We start from the raw sequence: 12,729 nt of genomic DNA, 5'->3' as shown, positions 1-12,729 counted from the left end.
TAATTCGGGACTATTTTATCTGGTGAAAAGTCCTCAGATCACGCCAAGTTCGGGAAGTGTTGGTTCCTGTTCATTGTAGTACTGCCTGCTTCCATGGAATTACTTTTCCTGTATAGAGCGCGTCCAAGCCCATTTGTACACATATAGCCGCTTTGGCTCCCGAAAACACATTGGATTCCGGGGTTTTATTATCCAGCACACTATTCCTAAAATCAAGCAGGGCCTGTTTGCTGGGATCCAAATGCTCAACCTCAATGGGAACTCCCTTATTTTGCTCCCATTGGACGGTGGCCCCGGAAACCCCATCCACTTCGCCCAGTTCCTTTTTATCCCCGATCTTCTCAGGATAAAACCACGCCTTGGTATAATCTATGGTAATGGTCCCTTTATCGCCCAATATTGTAATCAAATAATCATCCTTGGCATTACTGGTCAAACAGGTAAATTTGGCCCTTACCCCATTGGGGTAGGTATAAATCATGTGTATGTTGTCGTAGGTTTCCCTACCATCTTTCCAATAATCGACCCCACCATCGCCCATCACCTTTACAGGAACCGCATCGAGAACCCAATTGATCAAATCCAACTGATGAGAGCATAGTTCGGCCAAAAGGCCTCCAGAATACTCCCGGTACATGCGCCAGTTGATCGCCCGTTCATATTCGGGACCGGGAACCGGCCTGCGCCAATCCGCATTTCTGTTCCACTGACATTCAATGGCCGTAATCTTGCCAACCTTTCCATTGTTGATCAAATCCACGATGTGGGAGTACAAGCGTGAGCTATGATATTGATGCCCGGTCTGAAAGATCTGCTTTGAACCAGAGGTCTTGCTGATGATGGCTTCAATGTCATCATAGCCCTTGGCCAGGGTTTTTTCGCAATAGACGTGCTTTCCCGCATCCAAGGCGTCCAGAGCGATTCGGGAATGGGTGTTGAACGGCGTAGCGATCAGCACGGCATCAATGTCCTTGTTATCCAACAGTTTCCTGTAATCGGAGTACGCGGCCGTTTTCCTGCCCACTTTTTTTAATCCGTTCTCCAATCTAAAGGGCAGTACATCACAGCATCCTGCCACGTTTAGCCCTTGGATATCGTTGATTATAGGGATAAGTCCGCCTCCCCTATCTCCCGTTCCGATCACGCCTATGTTGACGCTCCGATTTTTGGAGAAATACGGCATGCCGGCACTCATGGTGGACACACCTGCCATGGCCACACCACTTTTGACTATAAACTCTCTTCGTTTCATTTGTTTAACTATTTAAATACGTACTGCCGTTTATTCCGAATCTGCCCTGCACGCTAAAGGGTGTTCATTTTTCAATCCCTATAAGCGTGGTTCCCATCCTTTGGCATATTCCCTGCTTAATTTATCCTTGATCTTAGCCTCATTGTTTATTTTCCTGGTCTTGGCCTCAAGGGTCAAGGTCTCTCCCATATCCTGGGCAAGGTTTCCCAAATGGCATAACATAGTGGAAATGCTGGCATCCGAAATAGGGGCGTTCAGCGGGGTATCTATGCGAATGGCGTCAAAAAAGTTCGCTATATGATTTGTGGTAAGTCCGCCGCCGCCGACTGTATCAATGGTGCCGCTTTTTTCCCTTTCAAATTCCTGCTTGATCAACTCTCCGCCAAGGTCATAAAACTCATAGGAGTTACGGCTCAAAGTGATGATACCCTTACTCCCGTAGATCGTTACCCCCCTACCGGGCTGTTTGGGCATGATCACCCCTCTACTATGACCGGTCCATGTTAAGGTCTTATTGCCTTCAAAGGTATAGGTTACCTGCTGGTTGTCCGCAAATTCCCAGTCGTCCTGGTAGGTGTACTTTCCACCAAAGGAAGTCACCGTCTCCGGGATATCCACACCCAAGGCCCAACGGCAAATATCAATTTCATGGGTTCCGTTATTGTGTATTTCACCGGTACCCCAATTGCGGAACCAGTGCCAGTTATAAGGGTGAATATTGTCCTTATATGCTCTTCGTGGAGCCGGGCCCTGCCATAATTCCCAATCCAAGGTGGTGGGTACCGGCACTTCCTTCCCAATACCAATAGATCCCCGATTGTTTGAATAATAGGCTTCACCTTTATATACTTCACCAATAATGCCTTCCTGTATTTCCTTTATCGCTTTGATGGAAGTGTCTGCCGAACGCTGTTGGTTGCCCATTTGGACTATTTTATTATATTTTTTCTGAGCGGCGACCAAAAGTTCATTCTCATGGAGGTTATGGCTACAGGGCTTTTCAACATAAACATGCTTACCCGCCTGTAAAGCCATTATGGCCATGGGTGCATGCCAATGCTCCGGAGTAGCTATGAATACGGCATCTATGTCCTTATCGTCAAGAATTTTCCTAAAGTCCTTTTCCGTTTTGGGCACATAGCCGATTTCCTTCTCGCACCAAGCATTATGTGCTTCCAATATGGTATCGTCCACATCACAATTGTATTTGATGTGGGCCTTTGTGTAATTTTTGATACCGGCAATTAGTCCTTTGGCCCTACTACGCACCCCTATTACAGCTACCTGCAGGGTATCATTGGCCCCGAGTATGTTCGAAAATCCTGCATTTGGCATCAGTGTTCCGCCCAAGGCCAAAGCTGTGCTCCCCAAACCGGTTTTTTTTATAAAATCCCTTCTTGTACCCATGACATTTTTTTAAAGTTGTTTGATTTTAATATTTCTAAAAGCTACCCTGTCCCCATGGTCCTGAAGTAGAATATTGCCACTATCTGCCTCTCCAAATTTAGGCCATTTTACGTACTTACTTTCCGAGACCAATTGTCTATAGGCTTCGCTTTTACGTTCGTACTCCAGCACTTTTACCCCGTTCAACCAATGCTCTACATGATTGTTTTTTGAAATGATATGAGCCGTGTTCCAATCACCTATGGGGTGCACAAGCTTATTGGTATCGGCCTGGATCAGATCGTACAAGGAACCGAGGGTTCTACTACCTTCGTGGTTACCTTTTTTGGCATCGGGATGACGGGCATCATCCAATATTTGGAATTCAAGTCCTATGGACGAGCCTTCCCCTTTGTTCAGATCGGTGTTCACATAGTACTTAATACCGCTATTGGCGCCTTCGGTAATCTTAAATTCGAGTTTCACTTCAAAGTTGTCGTATTTTTTTTCTGTAACAATGTCTCCTCCGGCCTCGGCCTCTCCTCCCCCGGAGGACAGTACAATCAGCTCCCCATTCTCGATGACCCATCCCTTCTCCGGAAAGTGTTCCAATTTGGCACCTCGCCATCCGTGGGTAGTGTTGCCGTCCCATAAGAGTTCCCATCCATCTTTTGCTTCGTGCTGCGTAAGTCTATTCTTGGTAACCACGGGCTCCAAAGGGGAGGGAGTACTGTATTTTTCCAAGTCCTGGGTAAGTATCCGAAGCTTTCTCCATTTGATCTCGGTGCCTTCCTTTTGGTCTTCACTAATACTATGCACCTGCAATCCTATAAAACCGGTTGCCGTAGCATCATCGATAAGATAGGCCGCGGGCACCCCATTGATCCATGTCTTCAGGGTATCCCCAATGGCCTCGATCCGATAGTGGTTCCAAGCATTTTGTTTAAATGCCCCTTGCGCCGCTTTGTTTTCGGTCAACGGATTTAACCAGCCTCTCCTAGCCTCGTCATAAATGCCAGCGCTCCACGCCCTTTGGGAGGGGTCTATTTCAATTTGATATCCGTGGACGCGGCCATCGTGATAATTGGGAATACTATTGCTCCTAACCTGGATTCCCGAATTCATGGTAGAGTCCACCAGATATTCAAGTTCCAAAATAAAATCGCCGTATAGCTCGTTGGAGGTAAGAAACGTATTGGGTGTACGGTACACGGTAGTGCCAACAATGGCTCCGTCCGTTATTGCATATTTGGCCTCTCCTCCCTTAGTGGTCCATCCGTTCAGGGTCTTTCCATCAAATAGGGATACCCATGGAGCACTGTCTTTGGAAGCTTGGTCGCAACCAGCCAAGGTGACCAATGCAAGTAGTGTCAACACTGTTCTCGCGGTATATCGCTTTCGTTTTTTCATTTGTTCAGGTTTTAAAATCATTTGTGTTTGTCCATTAATGTTACAGGCCAAATATTCTTGGCAACCACAGGGATAACTGTGGAAAGTAGGTGATTAAAAAAAGGGCCGCCAGCATGACCAGGAATAACGGCATCAAAGGTTTTATTACATTTTGAATGGAGGTCTTGGCGACACCTACCCCAACGAAGAGTACAGAGCCCACCGGGGGTGTGCAAAGACCGATGCATAAATTCAGGACCATGACGATTCCAAAATGCACAGGGTCCATGCCTAGTTTTGTGACGACCGGTAAGAAGATCGGTGTAAAAATAAGGACCGCTGGGGTAATATCCATAAAAACGCCTACCACCAACAATAGGAGATTTATAACAAGCAGTATCACAATGCTGTTGTCACTAATACCTAAAAGCACCGAGCTGATTTCCTGTGGAATATTTTCATAGGACAGGGCCCAAGACATACTCATCGATGCGCCGATCAACAGCATCACAATAGCTGTGGTACAGGATGAAACCAATAAAACCCTAGGCAAATTATCCATAGAGATTTCCTTGTACCAGAAACCTAACAACAGTGTATACAATACGGCTATCGCGGAAGCCTCGGTAGCCGTAAAAATACCCGCTACTATTCCGCCAATAACAAGGATCAATAGGAACAAACTGGGCAGAGCCTCCACAAAGGTTTTGATTACTTCCTTCAGCGAGCTTCTTTTCCCAAGCTTAAATCCCTTCTTTTTTGCCCAAAGAGAGGCCACCACCATTAACAACAAGCCGGTCAAAATTCCCGGAATATAGCCTGCAAGGAACAAGGCCGCAATGGACACGCCTCCGCTGGCCAGGGAATAAACGATCAATATATTACTGGGGGGTATGATAAGCCCAGTGGTCGCCGAAGTGATGTTGATAGCGGCACCGAATCCTTTGGAGTACCCTTCCTTTTCCATTTGGGGGCCTAGAATACTACCCATGGCGGAGGCCGATGCCAGGGCCGATCCCGCAATGGCCCCCATAAGCATAGCACCAATTACGTTGATCAAGGCTAGTCCGCCCGGAAGTGACCCCACCAAGGTTTTTGCAAAGGCGATCAATCTATGGGCAATGCCACCTTTATTCATCAGTTCCCCGGAAAGAATAAACAAGGGTATGGCCAACAGGGCAAAACTATCCAACCCCACCCCTATTCGCTGCGAAATGGTAGTAAACGCCGGTAGCGCTGGAATACTGACCAAAATGGTCAATAAGGCCGATATGGCAATACTCCATGCAATGGGTGTTCCGATGGCCAGCAGGCCAACAAAGCTTAGGATCAACATCAGGATGGGTATATATTCCATAAGGTTATTTGGTTAAAATATCTGAAATTTTGTAGTACATGATAAGCATTCCACTAAGGGGCATGACCAGATATACCAGGGCCAGCGGTAGCTTGAGGGCCGGTGAATATTGTTCCAGAATAAAGGTCAGGTACACCAATCTGAAACCACCGATCACCAGGGCAAAAAAGGCAAATGACATGACAATGACAGTGACCAGACGACGTAGTTTCCTTTGTTTTTTTGTATTGAGTTTCTTGGGAAGAAAATCTATGGCAACATGGGCGTTTTGTCCAGAAACATAGGCCGCCCCCAAAATACCGAGCCAAATCATCAAGTATCTTGACAGTTCGTCGGTGAAGGAACTTGGAGCCCCCAGGATATATCTGCTAAAGACCTGCCATAGCACATTAAGGACCATCAATGACATGATACCCATTAAAAGTCTAGAGAGTATACGGTCTATTTTATTGCGGATCATCATCTTAATGGGTTGATTGAATTTTCTTTATCAGTTCGTCTATCTCTTTATCCTGCCTATAATTATCGTATACCGTGTTTATCTTTTCGATAAACAATTGTTTATCTGGCCGAATTATTTTTACTCCTGCTTTTTGAACTTCTTCCAGTGCTTCCCTTTCCGATTCTTGCCATAATTTTCGCTGATAGGAAATAGAATTTTTGACAACGGTATTTAGCCATTCCTTTTCTTTTTCCGTGAGCCTGTTCCATAAATGTGTCCCGGCCACCAGTACATCGGGAACAATGGTATGTTCGTCCAAAGTGTAATATTTGCAGACCTCATAATGCCTGGATAGATAAAAACTGGGAGGATTGTTTTCAGCACCATCTATTACACCCTGCTGCAAGGAGGTATATATTTCGCCCCACGAAATGGGTGTCGGAGAACCCCCAAGTTGCCGAACCATGTCTATAGCTGTTTTACTTTCCTGTACCCGGATCTTAAGTCCCTTTAGGTCATCTGGTGCATTTATGGGCTTGTCCTTTGTATAAAAACTGCGACTGCCCGAATCGTAGTATCCCAATCCCCGGAGCCTAAATTTTTTGCAATCCTCCAGAAGTTCTCTCCCAAGGGAGCCGTCAAATATATTGAAGGCATGCTGTCTGTCCCGAAAGAGAAAGGGAAGTCCGAAAACCCGCATCCTTGGTGAAAAATTTTCCATTACCGCACCGGATACCTTGGTCACATCCAAACTTCCGATCTGTAAAAGTTCTAGGCATTCCCGCTCCGTGCCCAATTGCTGGTTGGGATAAATTTTTATGCTAAGTTTTCCATCGGATATCGCTTCCAGGTCTTCTCCCATTTTAACCATGGCCAAATGCACGGAATGATTCACATCGAGGCCATGGGCCAAACGAATGGTCTTGTCCTCCGGCCCCTTATGGCAGCCCAAAAGGACAACTAAGGCCAGGTATAAGAAAAGAAATCCCGTTTTGTTACCCATCATACCGGTTTTAAAATTTCGGATAAACCTAATCCAACTTCCATTGATATCACCATTTTCCCTATTTATATTCCTCAATCGAATTCGAAATATTTTTTTGCATTGTAATAGGATATGTCCTTAACAATACTTCCTACTAGATTTATATCCTGCGGCAGTTCACCCATCTCCATTTCCTTACCCAATAAATTGCACAGTATGCGTCTGAAATATTCATGTCTGGGAAAGGACAGAAAACTACGGGAATCGGTCAGCATGCCAATAAAACAACTAACCAAACCTATATTGGACAGGGCATTCAATTGGTTGGTCATACCTTCCTTTTGGTCCAAAAACCACCATCCGGGACCAAATTGCACCTTGCCCTTTACAGATCCATCGTTAAAATTCCCGATCATACTGGCCAAAACCTCATTATCCGAAGGATTAATGTTATACAGAATCGTTTTCGCCAATTTGTTGTTACGGTCCAGGGCGTCTAAAAAAGCGGACAGGCCCTTCGCCTGTTGAAAATCGCCAATGGAATCCCACCCAGTATCGGGACCTAGTGCATGTAACATTCTGGAGTTATTGTTCCTAAGGGCCCCCAGATGAAATTGTTGCACCCACCCATATTCGTGGTATTTTTCCGAGAGAAAAAGCATAATCGCACTCGTGAATTGCCTTATTTCCTTCTTCTTCAATGCTTTTCCTGATCGTCTTTTATCGAAAACAGCAACAACCTTGTGGTGTGGGGCGGTTTCAAAGGATATGTTTTCCAATCCATGATCGGCCAATTTGCATCCATTGGCATTGAAATATGCGATACGCTTGGCCAACACCTCACAAAGGGCATCATAGGAATCAATTTCCGTATCTTCGGTTTCTCCCAGATCTTCCATATAATCGTTAAAGCCCTCATCACTTATGTGAATGGCCTTGTCTGGTCTGAAAGAAGTCCCTACCTTGATTTCAAAATCGCTCGACGCCAAGTGTTGATGGTGTTTTAAATCGTCAATGGGATCCTCTGTGGTGCATACTACTTCCACGCCCATCCTACGGAGCAGGCCTTGACAGCTATTTTCGGAGGCTGCCAGTTGTGCTGTAGTGTTTCTATAAATGGCTGCCGCATTACCGGCATGGAGCAGTTCACGAATCCCAAAATAACGTGCCAACTCCAGATGGGTCCAATGGAAAAGGGGGTTTCTAAGTGTATAGGGTATGGCCTCGGCCCATTTTTTGAACTTCGCTTCATCCGAAGCGTTCCCCGTGATATATTTTTCAGGGATTCCCAAGGTGCGCATGGCACGCCATTTGTAATGGTCGCCGGCGATCCAGGCCTCGGTGATGTTGGTAAAATTTCGGTTGTTGGCAATAGCTGCAGGCGATAGGTGACAATGGTAGTCTATAATAGGTAATCCCTTTGCATACTCATGATAGAGTTCTTCGGCGAACCTATTGTGCAACAAAAAGTTTTCGTTTATGAATGATGGTATCTTGCCCATGGTTATTAGCGTATTCTATGGGTTAGTCTTCGTTTTTCCATTCCCTGAGTATTCCTTCTTCCAAGCCTCTTAGCTCAGCAAGGCCTCTGAGCCTGCCGATGCATGAATATCCTGGATTGGTCTCTTTTTGTAGGTCGTCCATCATCTGATGCCCATGATCTGGCCGCATGGGGATATGGATATCTGCCCTCCCATTTTCAAACCGACGTTCTTGCTCCTGGAGCACCAGCTTTACCATTTTGTACATATCGGTTTCACCTTCCAAATGATTGGCTTCATAGAAATTTCCATGCGCCACTCTTTTGATATTCCTGAGATGAAGAAAGTGGACTCGATCGCTGAATTGCCCAAAAATACCCTCCAGGTCGTTGTCTGCCCTGACGCCCAAAGAACCTGTACAGAAGGTAATACCATTGTGCAAAGAGGGTACCGCTTTGAATATATGGGCATAGTCTGCCCCGGTGCTCAAAATCCTCGGTAGGCCAAAGATCGAAAAGGGCGGGTCATCCGGGTGTGCGCACAGCAATACACCTACCGTTTCGGCCACCGGGACCACCTCGGAGAGGAAATGCACCAAATGTTCCTGCAATTTGGTTTTGGAAATATTTTTATAGGTTTCAAGTGCAGCTCGAAAATGTGCTATGGAATAACCCTGTTCAGCTCCGGGCAACCCGGCAATAATGTTTTGGGTAAGTTTTGCAACATCCTCCTTGCCCATTGCCTCATAAAACATCCGCGCCCTGGAAATTTCCTCGGGTGAACATTCCTTTTCCGCTCCCGGTCTTTTCAAAATATGCTGGTCAAAGGCCAAAAGCGCATCCCTTTCAAAGGCCAGGGCTTTGGAGCCATCGGGCATATCGTAATCCAAGGAGGTCCGTGTCCAGTCCAAAACCGGCATAAAATTGTAACAGATAAGCTTTATATCACAGCGGGCAAGGTTCCGTATGCTTTGCTTGTAGGTCTCAATATACTGTTGGAAACCCTTGGTTTGGGTCTTTATCGCCTCGTGCACGGGTACCGATTCCACAACAGACCATGATAATCCTTCTGCCTGGATCATTTTCTTGCGCTTCTCGATTTCCTGAACAGGCCATACCCCGCCATTGGGAATATGGTGTAGGGCCGTAACAATACCGCTAGCTCCGGCTTGCTTAACATCTGAAAGGGAAACCGGGTCATTTGGCCCATACCATCGCCATGTCTGTCTCATCTTCCGTTCCATAGTTATACTCCGCTAAACACACTAAAACCCCCATCAATGGGAATGACGGCCCCTGTTACAAATTTAGAGGCCTCACTGCACAAAAAGTGCAGGGCACCGTTAAGCTCTTGAGGTTCTCCAAAACGTCCCATGGGCGTATTCCTGATGATTGCCTCCCCCCTTTCCGTATACGACCCATCTGCATTGGTGAGCAATTTCCTATTCTGATTTCCGATAAAAAAACCAGGTGCTATAGCGTTTACCCTAATTTCATTACTGAATTTGGTGGCCATTTCAACGGCCATCCAGCGCGTAAAATTTTCCATGGCGGCTTTGGAAGCCGAATACCCGGCCACCCGTGTAAGCACCCTAGGGACAGACATGGAAGAGTAATTGACGACGGCACCGCTGCCCTGATCGGCCATAGCTTCGCCAAAAACCAAGGAAGGTACTACCGTACCGTTCAAGTTTAGTGCGGTTACTTGGTTAAAATCTTCTATGGACAGATCAAAAATGGTCTGGTCAGGACCTATGGTAGCACCGGGCATATTGCCACCTGCTGCGTTTAAGAGTATATCTAACCGGCCATATTTTTCCAGCACGGTGGTTCTTATCGCCTCCATAGAAGCCTTGGAGAGAATATCACCCTCCAGCACCAATAATTCCCCGCCTTTGGATCTGATTGCTTTCCCAAGTTCCCGACATTTCCCTTTATCGCGGGTCAGCACGATTAATTTTGCACCTCCAGACGAGAGGCTCAGGGCAGCGGAACTTCCGAGTACCCCTGTTCCTCCAGTAATAACGGCAACCTTATTTGTAATATCAAAAATTGACTTCACCGCTGTGGATTTTTCGTTATGAATTACAATATCCCTAAGACCTCATAGATATATGCGACAAACATAGGTGCTCGGGACGCCTATTTTGGGTCAGCATCCTCAACCATCCTCTAGGTTCTGGTACGATTACCAAAATTTTCGTGTGCGCACACGATAAAAGTAAGGATTGCGCTTGCATTATACAAACTGTAGGGTCAAAAAAGCACGAAATTTAACGGAAGGTCGTATATTAATGCTTTATTTCGGAGCATGATTACGATTAAAGAGATTGCGAAGTTGGCTGAGGTTTCTCCCGGCACCGTGGACCGTGTCATACACAACAGACAAGGGGTTTCTGAAAAAACGGCGAAAAGAATTCGGGGAATTTTGGAGCAACACAACTTTAAGGTAAACCGTATTGCACAATCTCTTGCTCTGAAAAAAAAATATACCATAGCGGTGTTATTGCCGGATTCTGATGACGAAAATCTATTTTGGAAATCCCCTTTGGAAGGTATTTGCAAGGCCAAAGACGAACTAATACCCTTTGGGGTGACCGTGGAAACCTTTTTCTTTGATCAGAAAGATTCCCGTTCGTACATCAATTCATTTAAACTACTTCTGGCGATTAAACCACAGGGGGTAATTCTGGTGCCTACCTTTAAGAAGGAGACTGAAGAACTGACCAACACCTTACGACAGCGGGAAATCCCCTTTAGTTTTTTGAATATTTCCATAAACGGATACGGCAATCTTTCCTTTATTGGCCAGGATGCATTTAAAAGCGGGGTTTTGGCAGGAAAACTGATGGGGCTGTGTATGGGTCATAAAGTCGATGTGCTCACCGTTCATTCCAGGCCCAATCTGTCGAATTTCAATAACATCTCGGAGCGGATAAAGGGTTTTGACCATTATTTTGAGGTCAATGATCTTAAAAACACCAATCACTATTTGGAATTAGAGGATTTCGGAAATGCCGAACGCGTAAGGGGGAGCATTTCGGAAATCTTGCTCAAAAATCCTGAAATAAAGGGGATTTTTGTTCCGAACAGCCGATCGCATATCATCGCAAACCTACTACATGGGTTAGGAAACCCAAAGCCTTTCTTAATAGGTTTTGATATTACGGAACACAATGCAAAAGCCCTTACCGATGGTAAAATCACTTTTTTGATTTCCCAAAAACCGGTTGCACAAGGGTATAGGGCTATCGAAACACTCGCTAAGTTTTTGTTGTATAACAGAAAACCGTCTTCGCAAATTTTATCGCCCATAGAGATTATCACCAAGGAAAACCTCCCCTATGCCGACCAAAAGAGAGATAGCTTGTTGTCTTTTTAGAAAGGGGTCACATTAGGGCGCAAGCAGGGGTTTTTGCAGCCATCATAAGGCAGTGACAGAATATAGGGTCTTGCCAAAATATGTTATATTTAAGATTCGAAAATAAACTGGATATGAAAATACGACTTGCACTGTTTCTCGGTTTGTGTACACTAACAGCCGGGTTATCCCAAACTATCGTAGAACTTCCCCATAAGAATTCCGAAAATGTGGTTTGGGAAGGTGGCGAACGGGAGTACTATTCCAACATATGGAATACGGAAATTGTGAGCAATGTATCGATTCCTACGATGGAGGTCTTTGTCGCGGACCCTGAGCAGGCAAACGGTACTTCGGTCATCATTGCCCCGGGAGGAGGTTTATATGCCCACAGTATCAAAAAAGAAGGAACCGATGTGGCCAAATGGCTCAACGCTAAAGGTATAACCGCTTTTGTGCTCAAATATCGCCTGGTACCTACCCAAGGGGATGCTGTACAGGAAATCACGGAAGCCGGGGCCCGTAATCCGGCAGAAATCGGGGAAAAAGTTACACCTATATTGCCCTTGGCCATCCAGGATGGGCTTTCGGCTTTGTCCTATGTGCGTACACATGCGGACACTTATGGTATTCAACCGGACAAAATAGGCTTTATGGGTTTTTCTGCCGGAGGGGCCGTCACCATAGGTGTTGCCTACAATTCGAGTTTAGAAAATAGACCGGATTTTATTGTACCCGTCTATCCTTGGACCGATATTATCCCTATAAAGGATGCTCCTGATAATGCCCCGCCTATGTTGGTGGTCTGTGCCACGGACGACCCGCTCGGTTTGGCGAAGGGAAGTATTGCTCTTTATACCGCTTGGTTACAGGAAGGAAAAAAGGTGGGCTTGCATATGTACGCCAAGGGCGGTCACGGTTTTGGAATGCAACCTCAAGGACTGCCTTCGGACACTTGGATTACCCGATTTTACGAATGGGGCCTATCGGAAGGTTTTATCGCGTTGGCACCGCCAAAAGAAGAATAAATCCTTGCGGCACATGACTGAGGTAAACTGCTGAAAACAAGTACAATAT

Annotated in this window: 11 protein-coding genes; 2 read left to right on the top strand and 9 right to left on the bottom strand. The window is 45.8% G+C overall.

The window, feature by feature from the left end; translation table 11 throughout:
- Nucleotides 1–70: 70 nt before the first annotated feature.
- The 9 genes from ACRD67_RS13180 to ACRD67_RS13140 form a co-directional block, all read right to left on the bottom strand.
- A complete protein-coding gene (locus ACRD67_RS13180) occupies nt 71–1,252 on the bottom strand; it encodes a Gfo/Idh/MocA family protein (RefSeq protein ID WP_430967646.1) in 1,182 nt (393 codons plus the stop codon).
- 78 nt (nt 1,253–1,330) lie between these two features.
- Entirely contained in the window at nt 1,331–2,659 is a 1,329-nt protein-coding gene (locus ACRD67_RS13175) for a Gfo/Idh/MocA family oxidoreductase (protein WP_430967645.1), read from the bottom strand.
- A 9-nt stretch (nt 2,660–2,668) separates the two neighbouring features.
- Entirely contained in the window at nt 2,669–4,048 is a 1,380-nt protein-coding gene (locus ACRD67_RS13170; RefSeq protein WP_430967644.1) for a 3-keto-disaccharide hydrolase, read from the bottom strand.
- A 40-nt stretch (nt 4,049–4,088) separates the two neighbouring features.
- Nucleotides 4,089–5,384: a TRAP transporter large permease gene (locus ACRD67_RS13165; protein WP_430967642.1), complete on the bottom strand. Its 1,296-nt coding sequence runs from the start codon at nt 5,382–5,384 to the stop codon at nt 4,089–4,091.
- A gap of 4 nt (nt 5,385–5,388) precedes the next feature.
- Complete coding sequence (locus ACRD67_RS13160) at nt 5,389–5,847, bottom strand: TRAP transporter small permease (protein ID WP_430967641.1); 459 nt, start codon at nt 5,845–5,847, stop codon at nt 5,389–5,391.
- Between the two features lies 1 nt (nt 5,848).
- Entirely contained in the window at nt 5,849–6,832 is a 984-nt protein-coding gene (locus tag ACRD67_RS13155) for a TRAP transporter substrate-binding protein (protein WP_430967639.1), read from the bottom strand.
- 71 nt (nt 6,833–6,903) lie between these two features.
- Nucleotides 6,904–8,313, bottom strand: a complete 1,410-nt coding sequence (gene uxaC, locus ACRD67_RS13150) for a glucuronate isomerase (protein ID WP_430967638.1) — start codon at nt 8,311–8,313, stop codon at nt 6,904–6,906.
- A 22-nt stretch (nt 8,314–8,335) separates the two neighbouring features.
- Entirely contained in the window at nt 8,336–9,523 is a 1,188-nt protein-coding gene (gene uxuA / locus ACRD67_RS13145) for a mannonate dehydratase (protein ID WP_430967636.1), read from the bottom strand.
- Between the two features lie 14 nt (nt 9,524–9,537).
- Nucleotides 9,538–10,353: an SDR family oxidoreductase gene (locus ACRD67_RS13140; RefSeq protein ID WP_430967634.1), complete on the bottom strand. Its 816-nt coding sequence runs from the start codon at nt 10,351–10,353 to the stop codon at nt 9,538–9,540.
- 249 nt (nt 10,354–10,602) lie between these two features.
- Between ACRD67_RS13140 and ACRD67_RS13135 the strand changes: the two genes are divergently transcribed.
- Entirely contained in the window at nt 10,603–11,673 is a 1,071-nt protein-coding gene (locus ACRD67_RS13135) for a substrate-binding domain-containing protein (protein ID WP_430967632.1), read from the top strand.
- A 113-nt stretch (nt 11,674–11,786) separates the two neighbouring features.
- Entirely contained in the window at nt 11,787–12,680 is an 894-nt protein-coding gene (locus ACRD67_RS13130) for an alpha/beta hydrolase (RefSeq protein ID WP_430967630.1), read from the top strand.
- The last annotated feature ends 49 nt before the right edge of the window (nt 12,681–12,729 follow it).

It is taken from the genome of Eudoraea algarum, assembly GCF_050589645.1.
GTDB lineage: Bacteria > Bacteroidota > Bacteroidia > Flavobacteriales > Flavobacteriaceae > JBNGOQ01.
The sequence above is the reverse complement of the archived record's forward strand: the minus strand, read 5'-3'. Positions and strand labels throughout refer to the sequence as shown.

Bases quoted from the DNA above. Each gene is read 5' to 3' on its own strand.
- ACRD67_RS13130 (WP_430967630.1), top strand. From the start codon at position 11,787: ATGAAAATACGACTTGCACTGTTTCTCGGTTTGTGTACACTAACAGCC.
- ACRD67_RS13135 (WP_430967632.1), top strand. From the start codon at position 10,603: ATGATTACGATTAAAGAGATTGCGAAGTTGGCTGAGGTTTCTCCCGGC.
- ACRD67_RS13175 (WP_430967645.1), bottom strand. From the start codon at position 2,659: ATGGGTACAAGAAGGGATTTTATAAAAAAAACCGGTTTGGGGAGCACA.
- ACRD67_RS13165 (WP_430967642.1), bottom strand. From the start codon at position 5,384: ATGGAATATATACCCATCCTGATGTTGATCCTAAGCTTTGTTGGCCTG.
- uxuA (WP_430967636.1), bottom strand. From the start codon at position 9,523: ATGAGACAGACATGGCGATGGTATGGGCCAAATGACCCGGTTTCCCTT.
- ACRD67_RS13170 (WP_430967644.1), bottom strand. From the start codon at position 4,048: ATGAAAAAACGAAAGCGATATACCGCGAGAACAGTGTTGACACTACTT.
- uxaC (WP_430967638.1), bottom strand. From the start codon at position 8,313: ATGGGCAAGATACCATCATTCATAAACGAAAACTTTTTGTTGCACAAT.
- ACRD67_RS13155 (WP_430967639.1), bottom strand. From the start codon at position 6,832: ATGATGGGTAACAAAACGGGATTTCTTTTCTTATACCTGGCCTTAGTT.
- ACRD67_RS13160 (WP_430967641.1), bottom strand. From the start codon at position 5,847: ATGATGATCCGCAATAAAATAGACCGTATACTCTCTAGACTTTTAATG.
- ACRD67_RS13180 (WP_430967646.1), bottom strand. From the start codon at position 1,252: ATGAAACGAAGAGAGTTTATAGTCAAAAGTGGTGTGGCCATGGCAGGT.